This is a genomic window from Streptomyces sp. NPDC048504, from assembly GCF_043200035.1.
GTDB lineage: Bacteria > Actinomycetota > Actinomycetes > Streptomycetales > Streptomycetaceae > Streptomyces.
This window is the reverse complement of sequence record NZ_JBICXA010000011.1, coordinates 323304-346358: the sequence shown is the minus strand read 5'-3', so window position 1 is coordinate 346358 and position 23055 is coordinate 323304. Positions and strand designations below refer to the sequence as shown.

Genomic DNA, 23055 nt, shown 5'->3' with positions numbered 1-23055 from the left:
TGGTGCTGGCGGGCCCCACAGCCGGCCCCCCCCCGCGGGGGGGGGGGGGCCACCCCTCCCGCGGTCCCCCGGGGGGGGGGGGCGGGCGGGGGGGTCACCCCCCCCCCCCCCCCACCAGCACCGGGTCAGGGCCCGGCCAGCTCCTCACGGACTGTGCGGGCCGCGGCGACCAGGTTCTCCAGGGACGCGCGGGTCTCGGGCCAGCCGCGGGTCTTCAGACCGCAGTCCGGGTTGACCCACAGCCGCTCCGCCGGGATCGCCTCAAGTCCCTTGCGCAGCAAGGCCGCTGCCTCGGCCGTACTCGGCACGCGCGGGGAGTGGATGTCGTAGACGCCCGGCCCCGCCTCGCGCGGATAGCCGTGCTCGGTCAGCTCGCCCGCGACCTGCATGCGCGAGCGGGCCGCCTCCAGGCTGATGACGTCCGCGTCGAGGTCGTCGATGGCCTGCACGATGTCGCCGAACTCGGCGTAGCACATGTGCGTGTGGACCTGCGTCTCCGGACGGACGCCGGCGGTGGTCAGCCGGAACGCCTCCGTGGCCCAGGCGAGATACGCCTCCCGGTCCGCCGCGCGCAGCGGCAGGGTCTCGCGCAGCGCGGGTTCGTCGACCTGGATGACCGAAGTCCCGGCCGCCTCAAGGTCGTTGACCTCGTCGCGCAGGGCGAGGGCGACCTGCCGGGCGGTGTCGCCGGGCGGCTGGTCGTCGCGGACGAAGGACCAGGCGAGCATGGTGACCGGCCCGGTGAGCATGCCCTTGACCGGGCGTGAAGTGAGGGACTGGGCGTACGTCGTCCAGCGGACCGTCATCGGTTCGGGGCGGGAGATGTCGCCGGCCAGGATCGGCGGGCGGACGTAACGGGTGCCGTACGACTGGACCCAGCCGTACCGCGTGGCGAGGTAGCCGGTGAGCTGCTCGGCGAAGTACTGGACCATGTCGTTGCGTTCGGGTTCGCCGTGCACGAGGACGTCGAGACCGGTCTTCTCCTGGAAGGAGATGACCTCGCCGATCTCCGCCTTGATGCGCTCCTCGTAACCGGCAGTGTCGATCCGCCGCGCCCTCAAGTCGGCCCGCGCGGTGCGCAGTTCGGAGGTCTGCGGGAAGGAGCCGATCGTGGTCGTCGGCAGCGGCGGCAGCCCGAGATGCGCGCGCTGCGCCGCGGTCCGCTCGTCGTACGGCTGGGAGCGGCGGGCGTCGGCGTCCGTGACCGCGGCGGCCCTGGCCCGTACGGCGGGGTCCCTGGTGAGCGCCGAACCGGCGCGGGAGGCCAAGTCGGCGCGGTTGGCGGCGAGTTCGGCGGCGATCGTGTCGGTGCCCTGGGCCAGGCCCTTGGCAAGCGTGACGATCTCGCCGGTCTTCTGCCGCGCGAACGCGAGCCAGCGCAGGATCTGCGGCTCGATGTCCCGCTCGGCGGCGGCGTCGAGCGGCACATGGAGCAGCGAGCAGGAGGCGGCCACGTCGACCCGGTCGGCAAGACCGAGCAACGTGCCCAGTGTGGCAAGGGACTTGGTGAGGTCGTTGACCCAGACGTTACGGCCGTTGACGACCCCCGCGATCAGCCGCTTGCCGGGCAGTCCGCCCACGGCGGCGAGGGCGTCCAGGTTGGCGGCGGCGGACTCGGTGAAGTCGAGTGCGAGGCCCTCCACGGGCGCCTTCGCGAGGACCGGCAGCGCGTCGCCGAGCCGGTCGAAGTAGGAGGCGACGAGCAGCTTCGGCCGGTCGGTGAGGGCGCCGAGGGCGCGGTACGCGCGGGTGGTGGCGCTCAGTTCTGCCGGGGTGCGGTCCTGGACCAGGGCGGGCTCGTCGAGTTGTACCCACTCCGCGCCGGCCGCGCGCAGGTCGGCGAGGACCTCGGCGTACACGGGCAGCAGCCGGTCCAGGAGGGTCAGCGGATCGAAGTCCGCGGACACCCCGGGCGCGGGCTTGGCGAGCAGGAGGTAGGTGACCGGGCCGACGAGCACCGGGCGGGCGGTGAGGCCCAGGGCGAGGGCCTCCTTCAACTCCGCCACCTGTTTGGCGGAGTCGGTGGTGAAGACGGTGTCCGGGCCCAACTCGGGCACGAGGTAGTGGTAGTTGGTGTCGAACCACTTCGTCATCTCCAGCGGCGCCACGTCCTGGGTGCCGCGTGCCATCGCGAAGTAGCCGTCCAGCGCGTCGAGTTCGACGGCGGCGCGGTGGCGTTCGGGGATCGCGCCGACCATGACGCTGGTGTCCAGGACGTGGTCGTAGTACGAGAAGTCGCCGGTCGGTACCTCGTGGATGCCGGCGTCCGCCAGTTGCCGCCAGTTCGTGCGGCGCAGTTCGGCGGCGGTGGTCCGGAGGGCTTCGGCGTCGACGCGGCCCTTCCAGTAGCCCTCGATGGCCTTCTTGAGTTCTCGGCCCCTGCCCTGGCGGGGGTAGCCGTAGACGGTTGCCCGTGCTGCCGCGGCTGCGGACTTCGGTGTCACGGAAATCTCCTTCGCGAGATATCTCCCTGGATCCCGGTGTCGGGACGTGAGCGCGAAGGTTCGTAGACCGGGGGATGGTGACCGCCCGTGTGTACGCCGACCCGCCCACGAGGTCACCGGGATTCCGCGCGCGAATGCTTCGCGTGCGGGCAGGTGGCAGGTCTTCGGACTTGCGGGCACGGCCCCCGTTTGAACTGGAGGTCACCTACTGGCCGTCGCTTCCCAGGTCCTGTGTGGGCCCAGTGCGTATGACGGCGGTCGTTCCTGCTTACCGCTGCGGGGCAGTCCCGGAATTTCACCGGGTTCCCTCTTGCGACGCGTCCGTCTGGGTGACGGGGCGAACCAGCTGCGTCGATCAGCGTAGCGGGTACGTCGAGTTTTGGCTTTCGGCCGGTGGGGGCTGGTCGCGCAGTTCCCCGCGCCCCTAGGTAGGTCGGGGTCCCCGGGATTCGAAGGCTCGCAGGATTTCCTCTGCCGCCAAGGTTGCTGTCAACTCGCCCTCGCGTACCTGGCGTTCGAGGGCCGGAGCCAGCGCACGTACCGCCGGATCGGAGTGCAGCCTCCCCAGAAGTTCATCGCGGACCATCGTCCACGTCCAATCCACCTGCTGCTCGCTGCGCTTCGCAGCCAGGCGGCCGGTGGACTCCAGCAGGGAGCGGTGTTGTTCGAGGCGCTCCCAGACCGTGTCCAGGCCGGTGCCCTCGCGCGCGCTGCAACTCAGTACCGGCGGGGTCCAGGCCGCGTCAGCGGGGTGCATCAGCCGTAGTGCGCCTGCCAGTTCACGTGCCGCGCTCTTCGCATCCCGCTCATGCGGCCCGTCCGCCTTGTTGACGGCGATGACGTCCGCCAGTTCCAGGACGCCCTTCTTGATGCCCTGTAGCTGGTCGCCGGTACGGGCCAACGTCAACAGCAGGAAAGAGTCGACCATGTTGGCTACCGCCGTCTCCGACTGGCCTACGCCTACCGTCTCGACGAGGACGACGTCGTACCCCGCCGCTTCCATCACCACGATGGACTCGCGGGTCGCCTTCGCGACGCCGCCGAGGGTGCCGGCGGTGGGGGAGGGGCGGACGAAGGCCGCCGGGTCGACGGAGAGGCGCTCCATGCGGGTCTTGTCGCCGAGGATCGAACCGCCCGTCCGTGTGGAGGACGGGTCGACCGCCAGCACCGCGACCCGGAAGCCGAGGGAGGTGAGGAGGGTGCCGAAGGCGTCGATGAAGGTCGACTTGCCTACGCCCGGTACGCCGCTGATGCCGATGCGCCGGGCCTGGCCGCTGTGCGGGAGGAGCTCGGTCAGCAACTCCTGGGCCATGAACCGGTGTTGGGGCTTGGTCGACTCGACGAGGGTGATGGCGCGGGCCACCAGGGCCCGCTTGCCGCCGAGTACGCCCTTCACATAGGTGTCGACCTCGATCACAGGGTGTGCCCGAGGTCGGCGGCCAGTCGCCGCACCAGGTCGTGGGCCGCGTCCGGGATCACCGTCCCGGGCGGGAACACGGCCGCCGCGCCCATCTCCAGGAGGGTGGGTACGTCCTGCGGTGGGATCACCCCGCCCACCACGATCATGATGTCCTCGCGGCCCTCCTCGGCGAGGGACTCCTTCAACGCCGGTACGAGGGTGAGGTGTCCGGCGGCGAGGGACGACACTCCGACGATGTGTACGTCCGCCTCCACGGCCTGGCGGGCCACCTCGCCGGGGGTCTGGAACAGCGGGCCGACGTCGACGTCGAAGCCGAGGTCGGCGAAGGCGGTGGCGATCACCTTCTGGCCGCGGTCGTGACCGTCCTGGCCCATCTTGGCGACCAGGATGCGCGGGCGGCGGCCCTCGGACTCCTCGAACTCGGCCACGAGGGCACGGGTGCGTTCCACGGACGGGGAGTCGCCGGCTTCGGTGCGGTACACACCGGCGATCGTACGGATCTGGCTCGCGTGCCGCCCGTACACCTTCTCCAGCGCGTCGGAGATCTCGCCGACCGTCGCCTTCGCGCGGGCCGCGTTGACCGCCAACTCCAGGAGATTTCCCGTGCTTTCGGCGGCCCGGGTCAGCGCGTGCAACGCGTCCTGGGTGGCCTGTTCGTCGCGCTCGGCGCGCAACCGCCGCAGCTTCTCGATCTGTTGGGTGCGGACGGAGGAGTTGTCGACCTTGAGGACGTCGATCTGTTCGTCGGTCTCCACGCGGTACTTGTTGACGCCGATGACCGGCTGGCGGCCGGAGTCGATGCGGGCCTGGGTGCGGGCCGCGGCCTCCTCGATGCGCAGCTTGGGGATGCCCGCGTCGATGGCCTTGGCCATACCGCCCGCCGCCTCGACCTCCTCGATGTGCTGCCAGGCGCGGCGGGCGAGGTCGTAGGTCAGCTTCTCGACGTACGCGCTGCCGCCCCACGGGTCGATCACCCGGGTCGTGCCGGACTCCTGCTGGATCAACAACTGTGTGTTGCGGGCGATGCGCGCCGAGAAGTCGGTGGGCAGCGCGAGGGCCTCGTCCAGGGCGTTGGTGTGGAGCGACTGGGTGTGGCCCTGAGTTGCCGCCATCGCCTCTACGCACGTGCGCGTGACGTTGTTGAAGACGTCCTGCGCTGTCAGCGACCAGCCCGAGGTCTGCGAATGGGTGCGCAGGGAGAGGGACTTGGCGTTCTGCGGGTCGAACTGCTTGACCAGCTTGGCCCAGAGGAGGCGGGCCGCGCGCATCTTCGCGATCTCCATGAAGAAGTTCATGCCGATCGCCCAGAAGAAGGACAGCCGGGGTGCGAACGCGTCCACGTCCATCCCCGCGGCCCGGCCCGCCCGGATGTACTCCACCCCGTCCGCGAGGGTGTACGCCAGCTCCAAGTCGGCCGTCGCGCCCGCCTCTTGGATGTGGTAGCCGGAGATGGAGATGGAGTTGTAGCGGGGCATCCGCTGCGAGGTGTAGGCGAAGATGTCGGAGATGATCCGCATCGACGGCTTCGGCGGATAGATGTAGGTGTTGCGGACCATGAACTCTTTGAGGATGTCGTTCTGGATGGTCCCGGCCAACTTCTCGGGCGGTACGCCCTGTTCCTCCGCCGCCACGATGTAGAGGGCCAGTACGGGCAGTACCGCGCCATTCATCGTCATCGACACGGTCATCTTGTCCAGCGGGATGCCGTCGAAGAGCTGGCGCATGTCGTAGATCGAGTCGATCGCCACGCCCGCCATGCCGACGTCACCGGTCACGCGCGGGTGGTCGCTGTCGTAACCCCGGTGCGTGGGCAGGTCGAAGGCGACCGACAGGCCCTTCTGGCCGGCCGCCAGGTTGCGGCGGTAGAAGGCGTTGGACTCCTCGGCCGTGGAGAAACCCGCGTACTGGCGGATCGTCCACGGCTGGTTGACGTACATCGTCGGGTACGGGCCGCGCAGATACGGCGCGATGCCCGGGTAGGTGGCCAGGAAGTCCAGGCCCTCCAAGTCCTGCCCGGTGTACAGGGGTTTGACGGCGATGCCCTCCGGGGTCTCCCAGAGGAGGTCGTCGCCGCCCGCCGCCTTCTTGACTGCGTCACGCCACTCGTCGGGGCCGACCCCGGTGGCCGGGGCTCCCAGCTCGATCCCGGAGAAGTCGGGGATGCGCCCCATCGCTGCCATCAGGACACTCCCATGCGGTCGAGGGTGGCGGAGAGTACGGCTACGGCGTCACAGCCCGCGAAGACGTAGGCGTCGACACCGGAGTACTGCCCGGGACGGCCCGCGAGGAACACGTGCCCGGCACCGGCCGACCTCAACTCCCCGGCGATCGTGGCCGCTTGCTCCTCGTACAGCGTGTCGCTTGAGCACAGGCAGGCCTCGGTGGCGCCGCTGTTCGCGAACTCGCCCCCGGTGACGGGCTCGATGCCGCCCGCCTGGAACAGGTTCGACGCGAAGGTGAGGCGGGCCGTGTGCGCGGCGGCCGGGCCGAGCGCGGCCAGGAAGATGCGCGGGCGGGAGCCGGTCGCCGCGAGGTGGGCGTCGGAGCGGGCGCGGAGTTCCTCGTAGGCCTCGTCGCGCCGTACGCGCGGCAGGCCGCCGGAGGGTTCCACGGGAGCGGGGGCGCGCTCCGGGAGGCGTTCGGTGAGGTTCGGGAACTCGCTTACGCCGGTGATGGGTTCGCGGCGCTTGGCGAGCTTCGCGCTGCGGGCCGCCCAGGTCGTAGCGAGGTCCTCTCGGAGGCGGCCCGAGCGCAACGCGGCCGCCTGGCCGCCCTGTTGCTCGATGTGCTGGAAGAACTCCCAGCCCGCGTGGGCGAGTTCGTCCGTGAGCCGCTCCACGTACCAGGAGCCGCCCGCCGGGTCGATCACCCGGGATAGATGCGACTCCTCGACCAGGATCGTCGAGGTGTTGCGGGCGATCCGGCGCGCGAACGCGTCCGGCAGGCCCAGCGCGTGGTCGAAGGGCAGCACGGTGACGGACTCGGCGCCGCCCACCCCGGCGGCCAGCGTCGCGACCGTCGTGCGCAGCATGTTCACCCACGGGTCACGGCGGGACATCATCACGGGCGAGGTCACCGCGTGCTGCACCTGCCCGCCCGGCGACCCGCACACCTCGGCCACGCGTGCCCACAGCCTGCGCGCCGCGCGCAACTTGGCGATGGTGAGGAACTGGTCGGCGGTCGCCGCGTACCTGAACTCCAGCTGCCCTACGGCCTGTTCGACGCTGAGGCCCGCCTCGGTCAGCTCGCGCAGATAGGCGACGCCGGTCGCCAGCGAGGCGCCCAGCTCCTGTGCCGCCGAACCGCCGGCCCCGTGGTACGGCAGCGCGTCCACGGTCAGCGCGCGCAGCCCCGGGTACCCCTCGGCGCAGCGCCGGGCGAGCGCGGCGACGGGCGCGAAGGGGAAGCCCTCGTTCCCGGTGCGGGCCGCGAAGCCCAGCGGGTCGGCGCCGAGGGTGCCGCGGGCGGCTTCGGGCGCGACGCCCCGCTCCTCGTACAGCCGTAGCAACTCGGCTGCCGCGGGCTCGACTTCGCTTCCCGCGTCGAGGGCGACGGGCGCCAGGTCGAGATAGACGCCGTCGAGGGTGGCGCCGAGGGACGCGACCGGGATGCCGCGCTCGCCCGTGACCAGCCACAGCGAGGTGACGCCGTTCTCCAGGTCGCCGAGGACCGTGGTGTTGTCGGCGGTCGTGTGCTGCTGGCGTACGTCCCAGCCGCCGAGGGTGTTGCCCTCGGCGCGGCCGCCCCGGACGAAGGGGGTGAAACCGGGGAGGCCGGGCTCGGGCGCGGAGTCGTCGGCGGTGTACAGGGGACGGGCACGGAGTCCGTCCTCCAGTGAGGTGGACAGGGCGTCTTCCGCTGCGGCGCCCGAGACTTCCTTGCCCGACTTGCGCAGTACGCCCTCCACCAGGCGTTGCCACTGCTCATGCGTCGCGTCAGGGAACTCGGCGGCCAGCGAGAGCCCGTCGTCGGGCAGGACCGTCATGCTCGGATGCTAGGGCAAAAGCGCAGGTGAGCAGCAGAGGACGTGGCTGTGACCTTGACCTCTCCCCGCGGTCTAGACCAGTTCCGGGGCTCCGTCCCCCTCCCTGCCAGGGGCTACAGCCCGATGTCCCTGCGGTTCATGTCGTCCGGCGACTCGCGGCGGACCAGCACGCGCGCGATGCCGTCGGCCCCCCCGACGACCGGCGGGCGGCCGACGAGGTTGTAACCGGACGCCATGGACAGGTGGTACGCGCCGGCCGCCGGTACGGCGAGGAGGTCGCCGGGGCGTACGTCGCCGGGGAGCGCCACCTCGTCCGCGAGGATGTCGCCCGCCTCGCAGTGTGCCGGTGCGGTGGGCCTCCCGCACCGCCCGGTGCAGCGCCGCCGGGCTGCCTGGCGAACCGCTCACTCCGACCACGGCACGTGCCCGTCCGTCACTGCTCATCGTCGCTCACTCCTCGGCGTACACAGACGTCTGCGTGTCCCATCGAAAGGCGAAGAGAGCGGACGTAGTGCCGTGTTGGCGCTCGTTTGACGGCGAGACGCCGATCCTTGACGCGCCCCTGACGCGGTCCGGGCGGTGGCCGGAAATGGCGCCTCGGCTCCCGTCCGTCCGGTCGGCCGTGTCAACGAAGGGGCGGTCCCTGGCAAAGCCCGGGGCAAGAATCGCCCCCGGCGCTCGCACCTCGTGCCGCAATGACCGTCTGGCAACGCACTGTTCACTCGGGGGCCGCCGGGAAGCGCCACTGTGCGGACGTTGTCAGCTCAACTGCTCGCCAGGGAGGGCATCATGACCGCACAGACAGAGACACCGGACGAGTCGACGCAGTCGTCCGACGGGGTCAGCCGGCGTCACGCGCTGGGGCTCCTCGGTACGGCCGGCGCCGGCGCGGCCGTCACCCCCTTGCTGGGAGCAGGCACGGCGCAGGCCGCACCGCTCGCCGCCCCGGCCCTGCACCTCACTGCGGACGCCTCCGGCGCGACCCCGGTCCAGGGGCTGCACCTCACCTTCGGCGCGGACCCGCGCACCCAGATGAACGTCTCGTGGATCACCGACAAACCGGTGAACAGACCCGTCGTGCGCTACGGCACGCTGGAGCACGGCTTCGGCTCCAGCGCCAAGGCCCGCACCGTCACCTACGTCGACGGCACCTCCAGCCGCACCGTCTACGTCCACCACGCCGCGCTGAACCGGCTCACTCCGGACACGGACTACCTCTACCTCGCCACCCACGACGGGGCGACCCCCGACAGCGGTACGTTCCGCACCGCGCCGCGCGGACGCAAGCCGCTCACCTTCACCAGCTTCGGCGACCAGTCCGCCCCGCAGGTCACCTGGGCGGCCAACGGCGCGGTCGGCCTCGACGCGAACTCCACGCCCGCGACGAAGGACATCGTCACCGGCATCGAGCAGGTCGCCCCGCTCTTCCACCTGCTCAACGGCGACCTCTGCTACGCCAACCTGGACGTCGACCGGGTGCGCACCTGGAACAACTTCTTCACCAACAACACCCGTTCGGCCCGCTTCCGCCCCTGGATGCCGGCGGCCGGCAACCACGAGATCGAGAAGGCCAACGGTCCGATCGGACTCGGCGCCTACCAGACCTACTTCGCTCTCCCGTCCACCGAGACCGACGCCGAACTCGCGGGCCTCTACTACGCGTTCACGGCCGGCTCGGTCCGGGTCATCGTGCTGCAGAACGACGACAACTGTCTCCAGGACGGCGGTGACGTCTACATCAACGGCTACTCCGGAGGGCGGCAACTCGCCTTCCTGGAGAAGGAGTTGAAGACGGCCCGGGCCTCGCGCGACACCGACTGGATCGTCGTCGCCATGCACCAGGTCATGGTCAGCTCCACGGACGCGAACGGCGCCGACCTGGGCCTGCGCCAGAAGTACGGCCCCCTCTTCGACCGGTACGGCGTGGACCTGGTCCTGTGCGGCCATGAGCACAACTACGAGCGCTCGCTGGCCGTCCGCGGAGTCGTCAGCGGCACCGAGACGCTGACCCCCAACCCGGTCTCCACGGCCACCGACAACATCGACACCGGCCTCGGCACCGTCCACATGATCCTCGGCGGCGGCGGAGTCTCGGGCACCACGAACCAGAGCTTCTTCAAGGACGGCACCGGCAAGGTCATCACGTCCGTGTCGGCGACCCCCGGCTCCAACGGCAAGCGCACCTCCACCTACACCAAGGAGGAAGCGGTCTGGATCGGCGTCCGGGACACCGAACACCCCTACGGCTTCGCGGCGTTCACCGTCGACCCCGGCGGGCACCCCGGCGACACCACCCGCATGCACGTGACCTACTACAACGTGAACAAGCCGAACGGCGACCTGTCGGTGTTCGAGAACTTCACGCTCCACCGCAAGCGTTCGGACGGTCACCGCTAGGCCCTAGGAGCGGTCCTCGTCCGGCAACCAGTGCAGGGCGAACCAGAGTTCCATCCGCACGCCGGGGTCCTGCAGGTCCACATCGAGCAGTTCGGCGATCCGTGCCAGACGGTGCCGCACGGTGTTCCGGTGGACGTGCAGGGCCGCCGCCGTGCGGTCCCAACTGCCGTGCAGGGTCAGCCAGGTTCGGAGCGTGTCGAGCAGGATCGCGGCACCCGGAGAAGCGGCCCCGTCGAGCGGGGCGAAGCGGGTGCGGGCCAACTCCCGGGCGTCGGCGGACGGGACGATCCCGTGGACGGTGAGCGGGCCCCTGGTGTCGACGCCGGCGGGCACCTGCGCCGCGATCGCGCGTTGCAGGGCCCGTCCGGCCCGCACATCGGCGTGCGCCAGATCCGAGGCGGGCGCCGGTGTGCTGAACCCGAGGACCCAGCCCAAGTCCGCCGCCTGCGCGGGCACTTCGGGACGGGCGTCCGGCGCACTGGCGACCAGGGCCTTCAGCTCGGAGCCGTCGATGTACAGGTAAGGCGTGCCCAACGCCGTGCCCAGGGTGGCGAGTTGGGCCGGGTCGTCGCCCTGGGCGGAGCGCGGGAACGTGTGCCGACCGTGGACCACGACCCAGTGTCCGGCGTCCTCCGTCGCGTCGGCGGGTGCGAGCGAGGCCGCCACGTCGGCCGGGGCGGCCCCCAGCATCAGCCGTACCAACGCGCCCGCGCTGTGCGTGTCGGTGCCCAGGGCGTGCCGTGGGCTGGTGAGCAGGGCCAGCAACACCGCCGCCGTACCGGTGACTTGGCGATGGACCAGGGTCGGGGCGGTCGTGGCGGCCAGGCCGAGGGCGAGCGCTGTCGCGGTGCCGTCCGCCCCGGGCAGGGTGTGCACGGTCAGATGGGTGCCGCCCTGGTGATCAGCGGCCGCGGCCGGAACGGATCGGCCGGCGGCGCCTGTTCGTACCCGGGCGATCGTGCGCACGGCGAGATCGCGAACCCGCCCGGGTGTCGGCGGCGCAGGCCGGGGACCGGCGCTGAACAGCTCGTTGCCCCGCGCGTCGTGCAGGACCGCCCAGGCGCCGGTGTGCCCGCTGAGCTGGGTGAGCACGGCCCGGAGCGCGTCCGGCCGGGCGGCCGCCGCGGCCAGCGCCGACTGGGCCCGGGAGATCTCGCGCAGCTCACGGTTGCGCACCGCGGCGATCGCCGCGTAGGTGGCCTGCCCGACCGCCACGAACGGAGTGGCAGGCGGCAGCCGTAGAAGAGGAAGCCCATGACGGTCGCACGCGGCGACCAGTTCGGGCGGCACCTCGTCGTGCACGGGGACGACACCGAACCCGAGCGCGGTCACCCCGGCGCCGACGACGCCCCGTACATACGTGTCGATACCCTCCGCGTCGGCCGGGAGGCGCACCCCCGCCGTGAGGAGCAGTTCGCCGCCCACCAGATACGGCGACGGGTCCTCGATCTCCGTGGTGCCGACCGTGCTGACCAGGTGATCCCCGGCAGGCCCTGCGACCTGGCGCAGACCGAGGGCGGGGTCGGCGAGCAGCACGCTCAGCGGCACGGACGGTTGCTCGGACTCGGTCATGAGGGGACATCCTCCCAACCCGGCCGTGTCGTGCGGGACTGCCTGAATCATCCAATGGGCGACTCCATATTGGACAGAACCGTCACTTCGACGCCAGTGCGAACGCCGATAACGTCATCCCACTCCCAGGGCACCAACCCCTCAAATCCGGAGGTCGCGGATGACCGTCGACTACTTCGTCATGGCCGCATACCTGCTGGGCATCATCGGCGTGGGCTGTTGGGGCAAGAAACGCGCCGCGTCCAAGAGCGACTTCCTGGTCGCCGGACGGCGGCTGGGCCCGCTCATGTACACCGGCACGATGGCCGCCGTCGTCCTGGGCGGCGCCTCCACCATCGGCGGCGTACGCCTGGGTTACACCTACGGCATCTCGGGCGCCGCCATGGTCTTCGCGATCGGCCTCGGACTGCTGGCCCTGTCGGTCTTCTTCTCGGCCCGCATCGCCCGCCTCAAGGTCTACACCGTCGCCGAGATGCTCTCCCTGCGCTACGGCGACACCGCCGCCGTGATCTCCGGCATCGTGATGTGGATCTACACGCTGATGCTGGTGGTGACCTCGACGATCGCGTACGCCAGCGTCTTCGACGTCCTGTTCGACGTGCCGCGCTGGGTCGCGGTGGTCATCGGCGGCTCGATCGTCGTCGGCTACTCGGCGCTCGGCGGCATGTGGTCCATCACCCTCACCGACATGGTGCAGTTCGTGGTCAAGAGCCTCGGTGTGCTGGTCCTGCTGCTGCCCATCGCCGTGGTCCGGGCGGGCGGCTTCGCCGAGATGGCGGACAGGCTGCCCGACGGCTACTTCTCCCCGACCTCCATCGGCGGCCAGACCATCGTCACCTTCGTGCTGATCTACACCTTCGGCATGCTCATCGGACAGGACATCTGGCAGCGGGTGTTCACCGCCCGCTCCGACAGGGTCGCGTCCTGGGGCGGCACGGTCGCCGGTGTCTACTGCCTGGTCTACGCCCTCGCAGGCGCCGTCATCGGCATGGCCACCAAGTCCCTCTACCCCCAACTCGCCAGCGCCGACGACGCGTTCGCGACGATCGTCCGGCACGCCCTGCCCGCCGGCGTCCGGGGCCTGGTGCTGGCCGCCGCGCTCTCCGCGATGATGTCCACGGCGAGCGGCGCCCTGATCGCGTCGGCGACCGTCGCCAACAACGACATCTGGGCGCGGCTGCGCGGCCGTACGGCCACCGGTCCGAAGAACGACGAGACAGGCGCGCAGGACGACGAGATCGGTTCGAACCGGCTCGCGATCGTCGTCCTCGGCGTCGCGGCCATGGGTATCGCCTGCGCCCTCGGCGACGTCATCGAAGCCCTCACCGTCGCCTACAACCTGCTCGTCGGCGGCCTGTTGGTGCCCATCCTCGGCGGCCTCGTCTGGAAGCGCGGCAACCTCCCCGGCGCCATGGCCTCGGTGATCGCGGGCGGCACCACGGTGATCGTCCTCATGGCGACCAACGGCCTGCTCGCCAACGAGCCCATCTACTACGGCCTGTTGGCCGGCCTGGTCTCCTATGTCGCCGTCAGCCTCCTCACCAAGCCGACGGAGGAAGCCGTGGTCGAGGCCTGGCACCGCCGCCTGGCAGGCGAACAGGCCGTCGCCGCACCGGAGTTGAGCGTGGTCTGACCCCCCGCTGTTCCGGTAGCGCCCACCCGCACCCGCACGTGCCGTATCTCATCGAAGGGTCCCCATGCACGCCACCGCTGTCTCCTCGGAAGAACTCCGGCTGCGCCGCGAACTCGCCGCGGTCTACAGGCTCGTGGCGCACTTCCGGATGACCGACCTGATCTTCACGCACATCTCGGTCCGCCTCCCGGGGCCCGAACACCACTTCCTGATCAACCCCTACGGCCTCCTCTTCGAGGAGATCACCGCGTCGAACCTCGTCAGGATCGACCTGTCCGGCCGCGCCGTCGAGGACTCCCCGCACCCGGTCAACCCGGCCGGCTTCGTCATCCACAGCGCCGTCCACGCCGCCCGCCCCGACGCTCGGTGCGTCCTGCACACCCACACCAAGGCGGGCTGCGCGGTCGCCGCCCAGGAACACGGCCTGCTCCCGCTCAACCAGATCTCCATGGAGTTCTACGGCAGGCTCGGCTACCACGACTACGAGGGCGTCGCCCTCAACCTCGCCGAACAACGCCGCCTGGTGGCCGACCTGGGCCGCCACCCCGCGATGATCCTGCGCAACCACGGCCTGCTCACCGTAGGGGAGACCCCCGCGCAGGCGTTCCTGCGCATGTACTACCTGGACAAGGCCTGCGAGATCCAGACCGCGGCCGGCGCTGTGGGCACCCCGCTGGTCGTCCCCAGCCCCGACGTCTGCGAACTGACCGCCCGTCAACTCGCTGGCCAGGACGACGGTTCGGACCTCCAGGACGACAAGGCGTACGAGTTCGCGTGGGCGGCGCTGCTCCGGCTCGTGGAGCGCGTCGCCCCCGACTACAAGGACTGAGGGGTCAGCCCGTCGCGGCGGCCTTTTCTCCGGTCGGGGCCACGGCGTGCCAGGCGCCGTCCTTGCCCTGGCCGTTCGCCTGGCCGGCCGCCGTGTCGCCGACGTATCGGTACAACGGCCAGCCGGCGAGGGTGAGTTGCGGCTCGCCGTCGCGGTGGACCGTGCCGAGGAGGCTCCGCCCCACTCCCGACGTCTGTACGGACTCCGGCACGATCACGGGTATCCACGTCTTCACGCACGTACCGGAGCACGTCCACTTGGAGGGGTTCGACTCGTCCTTGTCGTAGCGGTAGAGAGTCATCCCGTTGGTGTCGGTGACCACGGTGCCCACCCCCTCGACCGTCCTGGCCGACACGGTGAACGCCGTGGCCGTGGCCCCTGGCGTCGAGGCGACGGGCGCGGGGCTCGTGGGAGCCGGCGCGGCCACCGTGTCCGCGCTGCCGGAACCGGCGCTGTCCGAGGAATTGCACGCCCCCAGCAACAGCGCGGAGGCGAGGCCTGCGACGAGGCTCAGGACAATGCGTCGCGGGATCAAGGAGGTGCCCTTCGTCGGGAGTCGTACGTACTGCCTGTTCGCCCTCCCCATACGGCTGCCGACCCCGCCTCTCTCAGCCGGGCTTCGCACATGACGCACTCTTGACCACCCACGCCCCGGAACGGGGTGTAACCCGGATCACAGCCCTGAAGTGCAGCGCGGTACGGGGTCCACGGCCTTTCTCTCTGTGTAAGGGGCTTGCCCGCAACGGGGACGGTGGACGGTACGGATGGAACAGAGTCGGGCCGACGGGTTCGACGGGTTCGTGGCAGCACGCTGGTCGGCGTTGTTCCATCTGGCCTGTCTGCTCGTGGGAGGCGATCGGCACCGCGCCGAGGACCTCCTCCAGGAGGCCATGGTCAAGCTCTGGTTCGCCTGGCCGAGAATCGCGGAGGAGGCACCGGAGCCGTACGTCCGCAAGATCCTGGCGCGGGCGGCGGCCCGTTCCGCGCGGCGGCGCTGGTGGGGCGAGCGCCCGGTCGAGCAGCTGCCCGACCGCGCCGAGGCCGGAGACGTGTCCGCCGCGGTGGCGGAGCGCTCGCGGCTGGAGGCGGCGCTGGCCCAACTGCCGCCCGCGCAACGGGCCGCCGTGGTCCTGCGCTACTACCAGGACCTGCCCGACAGGCAGGTCGCCGAAGTGCTGGGGTGTCCGGTCGGCACCGCCCGGTCCCATGCGTCACGGGGCGTGGCGCGGCTGCGCCGGATCCTCGGCGACGTCATCGAACCGGTGGGATGAGGGGGAGTTGATGGACCACTTCGACCACGGCGATCGGTTCGACGGCAGTGATCGGTTCGACCAGGGCGATCACTTCGATCGCTTCGAGCGGGAGCTCGCGCGGATGATGCGCGACACCCAGGAGACGACCCTCTTCGAACCCAGGCACCAGACCCGACTCCGCTCCGGCGTACGGGCCAGGCGCCGCGTCCGCGTGGCGCGAAAGGCGGTCGGCTCCGCCCTGGCCGTCGCCGGGATCGGCCTCGGCTTCTTCCTGCTGCCCCATGACCGGGTGGACGACAGGCCGCAGGCCCCGCTGCCCGGACCGGTCGTGACACCGACGCTCCCGACCGCCAGCCCGAGCCGCACACCGGACACGCCCCCGAGCGCCACCACGAGCCCGACACCCACACGAACCACCCTGCCGCCCACCACACCGAGCTCGACCCCGACCGGGAGTTCGACCACCTCGTCCTCGGACGTGACCACGACCGACACGGCCCCGCCGCCCTCCAGTACGGGGACGGCCAACACGTCCACGGGACACGGCACTTCGACGAGTTCGACCACGACACCGCCGGCGACGGGGGCGGCGACGGAGTCGTCCGCGACCGTGGGCCCGACCGGCTCCGGCTGACCCGTCCCGCCTGGGACCACCCCAACCCGTAAGCCCCAGCTGCGGCATGGCGCCCGCAGGCGATCCCGCACGCCCTGCGGCAGTCCACAGATCAGGACAGAACATGACGATACTGACGAGCCAGACGGGTTCGACGAGCCAACTACCGCTCCGCACACCGGTGTCGGCACACCACCGCGAGCCGGTCCTCGACGTGGTCGTCCCCGTGTTCAACGAGGAGAAGGACCTCGAACCGAGCGTACGACGGCTGCACGCACACCTGTCGGAGACGTTCCCGTACCCGTTCCGCATCACGGTCGCGGACAACGCCAGCACGGACGGGACCCCGCGCATCGCGGCCCGACTGGCGGCCGAACTCCCCGAGTTGGAGTGGCTGCGGCTCGCCGAGAAGGGCCGGGGCCGGGCGCTGCACGCGGCCTGGTCCGGGTCACGGGCGCCCGTGCTCGCCTACGTCGACGTGGACCTGTCGACCGACCTCGCGGCGCTCCTCCCGCTGGTCGCGCCGCTGATCTCCGGCCACTCCGACATCGCGATCGGCACCCGGCTGGCCCGCGGCTCCCGGGTGGTGCGCGGCCCCAAGCGGGAGGCCATCTCCCGTTGCTACAACGCCCTGTTGAGATCTACCCTCGCCGTCGGCTTCTCCGACGCGCAGTGCGGTTTCAAGGCGGTACGGCGCGATGTCGCCGAGCGGCTGCTGCCCCTGGTGAAGGACTCGGGATGGTTCTTCGACACCGAACTGCTGGTGATCGCCGAACGGGCCGGCCTGCGCATCCACGAAGTGCCGGTCGACTGGGAGGACGACCCCGACAGCCGCGTCGACATCCTCGCCACGGCACTGGCCGACCTGCGCGGAATCGCCCGCATAGGACGGGAGTTGGCGCGCGGCACACTCCCGACGGCGGGCCTGCGCCGGGCCGCCACCGACGGCTCGCACCCGGCCGGCCTGGCCGCCCAACTCCTGCGCTTCGCCGCCGTGGGAGCGGTCAGCTCCGCCGGATACGTCCTGCTGTACGTCGCGTTGCGCCCGACGACAGGCGGACAGGCCGCCAACGCGCTGGCGTTGCTGCTCTGCGCCCTCGCCAACACGGCCGCGAACCGCCGCCTGACCTTCGGGCTACGAGGCCGAGTCGGCGCCCTCCGCCACCAGGCCCAGGGCCTCCTGGTCTTCACGGTCGGCCTGGCCCTCACCAGCGGCTCCCTGGCCCTCCTGCACCACGCCATCCCAACTCCCGCGCGCACCACGGAGGTCGGGGTCCTGGTAGCCGCCAACCTGGCCGCGACTCTCGTACGGTTCCTGCTCTTTCGGGCCTGGGTGTTCCCGGCCGGGCGCCGCGGCGAGACGGAGGCGACGACGACATGAGCGATACGACGACGCTGACCCCGCCCGTCGCGGAGACCCCAACTGACCTGCCTCGCAGGGACGTTGGTGAGTTGCTGCGCCGCACGGCCCGCCACTGCGGCCCGGTGCTCGCGCTGTACGGCGTACTGAAGCTCATCGGCTTCTCCGTGTTCATGTACCTGCTGGACTCCGACGGCGACTTCCGGACGAGGAACCCGCGCTTCGGCGGCGGCGCCCACGCCTGGGACGTACTCGCCACGTGGGACGGCTGGTGGTACCAGCAGATAGCCGCACACGGCTACCACCCCGCGCTCGTCCAAGTCCCCGGCGCCACCGGCCTGATCACCCTCGAAGGCAACTCGGCGGCCTTCTTCCCCCTCTACCCGGCGACGATGCGACTCGTCTCCGACGCCACGGGCCTGGGTCTGTACGGCTCCGGGATGCTGGTGTCGGTCGTGGCGTCGTTCGCGGCGGCGCTCGGTATCCACGCCGTCACCGCGAGGTTCGGAGGCAGGCGAGCCGGGCTGGCCGCTGCCGGCCTGTGGGCGGTCTGGCCCGGCTCCGGCATGGAGTGGTCGGCGTACTCGGAGTCCCTCTACATCGCCCTCGCGGTCTGGGCCTGCCACGCCGTCATGACCGACCGCTGGCTCACCGCGGGCGTCCTCACCTTCGCCGCCGGCCTCAACCGCCCGACGGCCGCAGCGCTCATCGCCGCCCTCACCGTCGCCGCCCTGCAGACGCTCCACCGCCGCCGGGAGAACCTCGCGGGCCCATGGATCGCGATGGCGGTCGCACCGCTCGGCCTGATCGGCTATCTCCTCTGGGCCGGCAATCAAATGGGCGACCTGGCGGGCTACTTCAAGCTCCAGAGCGGCGCCTGGGCGCACAGCTTCGACTACGGCAAGCACACCGTCGACGTCTTCAGCTCCATGGCGGTCGGCCGCTTCGACTACCTGTTCGCGTACCCCTTCGAGGACATCATCGGCGTGGCCGTCGTCCTCCTGGCCGCGCTCCTGATCCCCCTCCTGATCCGCCTGCGCCCACCGGCGGTCCTGACCGTCTACACCCTGCTCACTCTCGCCCTGGTGCTGGGCAGCCAGCAGATCTTCGGCAACGTCTCCCGCTATCTCCTCCCGTGCTTTCCCCTCTTCATCCCGCTGGCCGTCAGGCTCCGTACCCTCCAACTACCCATGCTGTGCCTGCTATTGGGGATCACGGCGGTCGCTTCGGGGTCGTACGCCGGGTATGTGTTGTTCGAGGTGGGGGTGCCGTAGGCGCGCGCTCAGTTCCGTGAGGAGTTCGCGGTGCGCAACCTGCGGTTCAGTCGGATGGCGCGATTCCCGGGAGCGCGTCGGCGGTGTTCCTGCCCTGCCCGGCGTTGCTGTCCGGACGGGAAGTCGGGCTTGGGGGGCGTCAGTTGGCGATGACCGCGGCGGTGGTGCGGCCGCCGTCGACGTCGAGCACGATGCCGTGCACGAACGAGGAATCGTCGCCGGCCAGGTACACGGCGGCGTCGGCGATCTCGTCCGGGGTGCCCATCCGGCCCGCGGGGGTGCCCTTCATCATGATCTCGGCCGGGTGGCTCTCCCCTGGTGCAAGTGCCAGCACCACACCCGGGGAGATCGCGTTCACGCGTACGCCCTGCGGCCCGAACTCCGCCGCCCAGGCCCGGGTCAGCGTCTCCACGGCTCCCTTGGTGGAGCTGTAGAGGGCGCTGGGAATGCCCAGGCGCGCGATCCAGGAACCGAGGTTGATGATCGCCCCGCCGCCGGCCTCCACCATGGCGGGGGCGACAGCCGCGGTCAGGAAGAACGGGGCCTTCACGTTCACGGCGTAGACCTGGTCGAAGGTCTTCTCCTCGGTCAATGCCGTGGTGGTGCTGGGGTAGATGCCGGCGTTGTTGACCAGGATGTCGATGCGGCCGCCGAGGACCCGTGTCGCCTCCTGGGCCAGCGTCCGCGAGGCGGCGGCGCTGCCGTCCAGGTCGGCCTGCGTGAACTCGGCGCGGCCGCCGCGTGCGCGGATCCCCTCGACGACCTCCTCGCCCCGCTCGGCACTGCGCCCGGAGACGGCGACATACGCACCCTCACGAGCGAAGGCCTCCGCGATCGCCCGCCCGATGTTGCTGGTCGCACCGGTGACGAGGGCGGTCTTGCCCTGAAGGCGCATCGACATGATCCACTCCGTTGCTTCGTGCTTGGCGCTCCGCGATGCCCCGCACGGCTGTAGTGCGGGTTTCCTTCGACGGGGCGGGGGCTGCCCTGGCTGTCAGGGCGCGGACGCCACCGTAGGGCGGAAAGATTGGACTTGCAAGTCCAGAGTTGGAATGGGGCGGGGCGGTCGAGGGTGCGGGAGCCCCGTACTCCAACTCCCTCGCGGCGCGTCCGCGTTTATGGACTGCTCGGTTCAGTTCAGGGTGCCTCTGGTGGAATGGACCGTCAAGTTCAGAAAGCGGCTGTGTGAGTCGGCCCGGCCGAGCCCGAGGGCGGGGTGGCGTTGCCCCGGAGGGGGCCTCGGGAGCTGGTGGCGTGCGTGATCGGCATTCCGGCCGTTCGCTGACTGGACCTCTGAGTCCAGCAAGATGGGATGATGGGTGCATGAATCGAGGCATGACCGCCAAAGGCATGGCCACGATGCACCGCATCGTGGTCGCGGCCGCTCTGCTGATCCGGGAGAAGGGCGCGGCGGAGACGACCCTGGACGACGTGCGGGCGGCGACGTCGACGAGCAAGAGCCAGCTCTTCCACTACTTCCCGGACGGCCGGATCGACATGCTCGTGGCCGTGGCCCGGCACGAGGCCGACCAGGTGCTGGAGGTGCAGCGGCCCTATCTGGACGACCTGACGACCTGGGAGTCCTGGGTGGCGTGGCGCAAGGCGGTGCTGCGTCACTACGGCGAGTTGGGGCGGCGCTGCCCGCTGGGAAGCCTCACCTCCGAGCTCGGCAAATCCTCCCCCGACGCGCGAACCGTGGTCTCGGACCTATTCGCCACGTGGGAGGCGGCTCTGCTGCGCGGCACCGGTTCGCTGCTTCCGGACCGCGGGATGGCGGTCGGCTGTGCGAGGAGTGTTCTGGCGGCCGTTCAGGGCGGCGTGGTGCTCCTGCAGATGACGGACCGCATCGACTACCTGGAGGCCGCCCTCACGGCCGCGATCGAGCCGATGAGGTCCGCGGCACCGACCGCCTGACCAAGGCTGGACTTCACAGTCCTTCGGAGTGACGCATCGAAACTCGCCCGTACTTCCACCCCGATGTCGTGTTCCAGAACTACGGCGACGGTGAGGTCCGGGGCAACCTCGTCGACGTGTGGGCGGGTGGCTTCCGCGACTTCGAGCAGGTGGACTTCAGGACGCTCCACTCCGCAGTCATGAGAAGAGCAGCCGTTCGCCGGAGCGGTTCACGATCGATGTGGGACAGGACGTGCTGGACGACCTCGCGGCGCGCCTGAGGACGACCCGATTCTTCGACGACCTGGACAAAAGGGGGAGGAGCACTACAGCCTGAGCACGGCCTACCTCAAGCCGCTGGTCGAGTACTGGGCCGACGGTTTCGACTGGCGTGCGGCGGGAGACCCGGTTGAACGGCCACGACGAGTACAGGGTGGAGATCGACGGCACCCCGTCCACTTCGTCTGCAAGCCCACCAAGGGCCCGAACCCGACCCCGCTGCTGATCCTGCACGGCTGGCCGTGGCCGGGCGAGTTCAGTTACCCGCTGGCCGATCCCGCCGCGCACGGGGGCGACCCGGCCGACGCGTTCGACGTCATCGTGCCGACGCTGCCGGGCTTCGCGTGGTCGACCCCCGTCACCCGCGGCGACCTCAACTACTGGAAGATCGCCGACATCGTTCACCAGCTCATGACCGACGTCCTGGGCTACGACAGGTACGGGTCACTGGGCTCCGACTACGGTGCCCTGGTCAACAGCGCGCTCGGCCACAAGTACGACGACAGCGTCATCGCCCTGCACCACGGCCACGATCTGCCCCCGGGGATGTTCCAGCACGACCGTTTCTGGGGCCTCACCGCGGGTGCGCCGATCCCTGCGGACGCCTCGCCCGAACTGCGCGCGGGCATCCTCAAGTTGCAGGCCATGTACGCCTCCCACGTCGCCGTCCACATGCTCGACGCGTCGACGCTCACCCACGGCCTGAACGACTCGCCGATCGGCATGCTCGCCTGGCTGCTGCCGCGCTGGAAGAAGTGGGGCGACAAGAAGAACGACTTCGACGCCGGCTTCTCCCGCGATTTCATCCTCGCCCGGGCCACCGTCTTCTGGGGCACCCAGTCCATCGGCACCTCCATCCCCATGTACCGCAACGCGGTCCGCCCCCCTGGACACCGCTGCACGATCGCCGCCCCGTGGTCGAACCGCCGACCGGCTTCACCTTCCTGCTCGGCGACGTCTACCCGCCAGGCGTCACCACAGCCGAGGAACGCATCGCCGCCTTCGAGAACGGCCCCACCCGCGCCACGTTCAACGTGATCAACGTCAACACCCACCACAAGGGCGGCCACTTCGGCCACTACGAAAATCCCTAGGCTTACGTCGGCGGCGTCCGCGAGACCTTCCGCAAGGCGCGCTGACCTCACGGACGATCCGAAATGGTCCACCGGATGCACAGGCAAGCCATCACGGAAGCCCGGGGCTAGGCCGTTGAGACATGGAAGTTCATGACGTCGATCTTGGTGAGCGCCCGCCAGTCGTCCGCGCTGTATCCGTCCCAGTCCTTCGCCTTGCGGTCGGCCGGGAACTTGGCGGCCTGGTCGGAACCGACGAGGACGAGCAGATAGGTCTCGCTGATTCCCTCGACGCCGATGTAGCCGACCGAGTGGTTGTCGTCCTCCCAGCAGCCGCTGGACGTGGGGCTGACGGGCGTGCCCGGATAGAAACGGCCGTTGCCCGGGTGCCCGTACTCGTCCTTCGAATCAGGGTCGGGCCGGGTGACGAGGTAAAGGACCTGGCCTGCCGGGATGTTGAGGCTCATCTGCCCCTTGACGCTGATCTCGGGACTCCTTGCCGGGCCGCCCACCTGGGTGTAGACGCTGGGCGCGTCGTGGTTCGCGAAGAGCGTCTCGTTGTAGCGCTGGGACGGCGGCTGATTCCAGGAGTCGGCGAGCCGTTGCAGATCGCAGGGGTCTGCGGTCTCGGTTGACGCGGATGTGGAGGCAGGTGCGGAGACCGAAGAGCCGGCCGATGTTTCCTTGGTGTCACCGTCATGAGCGAACAAGGCTCCGGCGGCTGCCGCGGCGACGGCCGCCAGTGCGCCGATGGATGCGATCGCGATCCTGGTCCTGTTGTTGCTCTTGTCGTCCTCACCCTGCGGTTCGTTGCTCGTGGTGCCGTCGTCGGAGCCTGTGTCGGTGCGTGTCACTTTCGTTCCCCCTCGTGCAGGAGTCCGTAGTATCAGCGCTTTGTCCGCCCGGTAAGGGGGTGTTGGAGTGCGAGAGGGGCGCGTATTCGCTGCCGTGCGCTGCCGGACCAACTGCCCCGTGGCCCGGTCCACGGTGTTCTTCACCGCCGGTGCCCCGGGCCAGACGGTACGACTGG

General features: G+C 70.4%; 17 protein-coding genes, 1 pseudogene and 1 riboswitch. Of the genes and pseudogenes, 9 read left to right on the top strand and 9 right to left on the bottom strand.

Annotated features, from left to right (window positions below):
* Positions 1-125: 125 nt before the first annotated feature.
* The 5 genes and pseudogenes from metE to ACGFY9_RS27745 form a co-directional block, all read right to left on the bottom strand.
* The gene (metE, locus tag ACGFY9_RS27765; protein ID WP_393758488.1) at positions 126-2444 is read right to left on the bottom strand and encodes a 5-methyltetrahydropteroyltriglutamate--homocysteine S-methyltransferase; all 2319 of its coding nucleotides are present in this window, start codon (positions 2442-2444) and stop codon (positions 126-128) included.
* 137 nt (positions 2445-2581) lie between these two features.
* Positions 2582-2806, bottom strand: a riboswitch (cobalamin riboswitch).
* A gap of 62 nt (positions 2807-2868) precedes the next feature.
* On the bottom strand, positions 2869-3861 hold the full coding sequence (gene meaB / locus ACGFY9_RS27760) for a methylmalonyl Co-A mutase-associated GTPase MeaB (protein ID WP_393758486.1): 993 nt from the start codon (positions 3859-3861) through the stop codon (positions 2869-2871).
* A complete protein-coding gene (scpA, locus tag ACGFY9_RS27755; RefSeq protein ID WP_393758484.1) occupies positions 3858-6044 on the bottom strand; it encodes a methylmalonyl-CoA mutase in 2187 nt (728 codons plus the stop codon). The genes meaB and scpA overlap by 4 nt, the downstream gene beginning before the upstream one ends.
* A complete protein-coding gene (locus tag ACGFY9_RS27750; RefSeq protein ID WP_393758482.1) occupies positions 6044-7849 on the bottom strand; it encodes a methylmalonyl-CoA mutase family protein in 1806 nt (601 codons plus the stop codon). The genes scpA and ACGFY9_RS27750 overlap by 1 nt, the downstream gene beginning before the upstream one ends.
* 113 nt (positions 7850-7962) lie before the next feature.
* Positions 7963-8190: pseudogene (locus ACGFY9_RS27745) on the bottom strand (diaminopimelate decarboxylase); the annotation flags it as partial.
* 448 nt (positions 8191-8638) lie between these two features.
* Between ACGFY9_RS27745 and ACGFY9_RS27740 the strand changes: the two are divergent.
* A complete protein-coding gene (locus ACGFY9_RS27740; protein ID WP_393758480.1) occupies positions 8639-10246 on the top strand; it encodes a purple acid phosphatase family protein in 1608 nt (535 codons plus the stop codon).
* Positions 10247-10249: 3 nt separating this feature from the next.
* Here the strand turns inward: ACGFY9_RS27740 and ACGFY9_RS27735 are convergent, their stop codons facing one another.
* A complete protein-coding gene (locus tag ACGFY9_RS27735) occupies positions 10250-11818 on the bottom strand; it encodes a PucR family transcriptional regulator (RefSeq protein WP_393758478.1) in 1569 nt (522 codons plus the stop codon).
* Positions 11819-11978: 160 nt separating this feature from the next.
* On the opposite strand from ACGFY9_RS27735, the gene ACGFY9_RS27730 reads away from it, so the two are divergent.
* Complete coding sequence (locus ACGFY9_RS27730) at positions 11979-13451, top strand: sodium:solute symporter (protein WP_393758476.1); 1473 nt, start codon at positions 11979-11981, stop codon at positions 13449-13451.
* Between the two features lie 64 nt (positions 13452-13515).
* Positions 13516-14280: a class II aldolase/adducin family protein gene (locus ACGFY9_RS27725; RefSeq protein WP_393758474.1), complete on the top strand. Its 765-nt coding sequence runs from the start codon at positions 13516-13518 to the stop codon at positions 14278-14280.
* Positions 14281-14284: 4 nt separating this feature from the next.
* On the opposite strand, the gene ACGFY9_RS27720 is transcribed toward ACGFY9_RS27725, so the two are convergent.
* Positions 14285-14815: a hypothetical protein gene (locus ACGFY9_RS27720; RefSeq protein ID WP_393758472.1), complete on the bottom strand. Its 531-nt coding sequence runs from the start codon at positions 14813-14815 to the stop codon at positions 14285-14287.
* A gap of 229 nt (positions 14816-15044) precedes the next feature.
* On the opposite strand from ACGFY9_RS27720, the gene ACGFY9_RS27715 reads away from it, so the two are divergent.
* The 4 genes from ACGFY9_RS27715 to ACGFY9_RS27700 all read left to right on the top strand — a co-directional run bounded on the left by ACGFY9_RS27715 (position 15045) and on the right by ACGFY9_RS27700 (position 18780).
* Positions 15045-15551, top strand: coding sequence for a SigE family RNA polymerase sigma factor (locus ACGFY9_RS27715; protein WP_393758470.1), 507 nt, complete (start codon positions 15045-15047; stop codon positions 15549-15551).
* Between the two features lie 10 nt (positions 15552-15561).
* Entirely contained in the window at positions 15562-16167 is a 606-nt protein-coding gene (locus ACGFY9_RS27710) for a hypothetical protein (RefSeq protein ID WP_393758469.1), read from the top strand.
* A 103-nt stretch (positions 16168-16270) separates the two neighbouring features.
* A complete protein-coding gene (locus ACGFY9_RS27705; protein WP_393758467.1) occupies positions 16271-17527 on the top strand; it encodes a glycosyltransferase in 1257 nt (418 codons plus the stop codon).
* Positions 17524-18780 (top strand): hypothetical protein, encoded by a 1257-nt coding sequence (locus tag ACGFY9_RS27700; protein WP_393758465.1) that lies wholly within the window; start codon positions 17524-17526, stop codon positions 18778-18780. The genes ACGFY9_RS27705 and ACGFY9_RS27700 overlap by 4 nt, the downstream gene beginning before the upstream one ends.
* A gap of 139 nt (positions 18781-18919) precedes the next feature.
* Here ACGFY9_RS27700 and ACGFY9_RS27695 read toward each other — a convergent pair whose 3' ends face one another.
* Positions 18920-19681 carry an SDR family NAD(P)-dependent oxidoreductase gene (locus ACGFY9_RS27695; protein WP_393758463.1) on the bottom strand — a complete coding sequence of 254 codons (762 nt, stop codon included), beginning with the start codon at positions 19679-19681 and terminating at the stop codon, positions 18920-18922.
* A 434-nt stretch (positions 19682-20115) separates the two neighbouring features.
* Between ACGFY9_RS27695 and ACGFY9_RS27690 the strand changes: the two genes are divergently transcribed.
* On the top strand, positions 20116-20694 hold the full coding sequence (locus ACGFY9_RS27690; protein WP_393758461.1) for a TetR/AcrR family transcriptional regulator: 579 nt from the start codon (positions 20116-20118) through the stop codon (positions 20692-20694).
* Positions 20695-20964: 270 nt separating this feature from the next.
* Positions 20965-21990, top strand: coding sequence for an alpha/beta fold hydrolase (locus ACGFY9_RS27685; RefSeq protein ID WP_393758513.1), 1026 nt, complete (start codon positions 20965-20967; stop codon positions 21988-21990).
* 163 nt (positions 21991-22153) lie between these two features.
* Here ACGFY9_RS27685 and ACGFY9_RS27680 read toward each other — a convergent pair whose 3' ends face one another.
* Positions 22154-22879, bottom strand: a complete 726-nt coding sequence (locus tag ACGFY9_RS27680; RefSeq protein ID WP_393758459.1) for a hypothetical protein — start codon at positions 22877-22879, stop codon at positions 22154-22156.
* Positions 22880-23055 lie beyond the last annotated feature (176 nt).

Coding starts and splice junctions, on each gene's coding strand:
- ACGFY9_RS27750 (WP_393758482.1), bottom strand. CDS start 7,849: ATGACGGTCCTGCCCGACGACGGGCTCTCGCTGGCCGCCGAGTTCCCT.
- ACGFY9_RS27735 (WP_393758478.1), bottom strand. CDS start 11,818: ATGACCGAGTCCGAGCAACCGTCCGTGCCGCTGAGCGTGCTGCTCGCC.
- ACGFY9_RS27725 (WP_393758474.1), top strand. CDS start 13,516: ATGCACGCCACCGCTGTCTCCTCGGAAGAACTCCGGCTGCGCCGCGAA.
- ACGFY9_RS27700 (WP_393758465.1), top strand. CDS start 17,524: ATGAGCGATACGACGACGCTGACCCCGCCCGTCGCGGAGACCCCAACT.
- ACGFY9_RS27730 (WP_393758476.1), top strand. CDS start 11,979: ATGACCGTCGACTACTTCGTCATGGCCGCATACCTGCTGGGCATCATC.
- ACGFY9_RS27710 (WP_393758469.1), top strand. CDS start 15,562: ATGGACCACTTCGACCACGGCGATCGGTTCGACGGCAGTGATCGGTTC.
- ACGFY9_RS27740 (WP_393758480.1), top strand. CDS start 8,639: ATGACCGCACAGACAGAGACACCGGACGAGTCGACGCAGTCGTCCGAC.
- ACGFY9_RS27690 (WP_393758461.1), top strand. CDS start 20,116: ATGACCGCCAAAGGCATGGCCACGATGCACCGCATCGTGGTCGCGGCC.
- scpA (WP_393758484.1), bottom strand. CDS start 6,044: ATGGCAGCGATGGGGCGCATCCCCGACTTCTCCGGGATCGAGCTGGGA.
- ACGFY9_RS27705 (WP_393758467.1), top strand. CDS start 16,271: ATGACGATACTGACGAGCCAGACGGGTTCGACGAGCCAACTACCGCTC.
- ACGFY9_RS27715 (WP_393758470.1), top strand. CDS start 15,045: ATGGAACAGAGTCGGGCCGACGGGTTCGACGGGTTCGTGGCAGCACGC.
- ACGFY9_RS27695 (WP_393758463.1), bottom strand. CDS start 19,681: ATGTCGATGCGCCTTCAGGGCAAGACCGCCCTCGTCACCGGTGCGACC.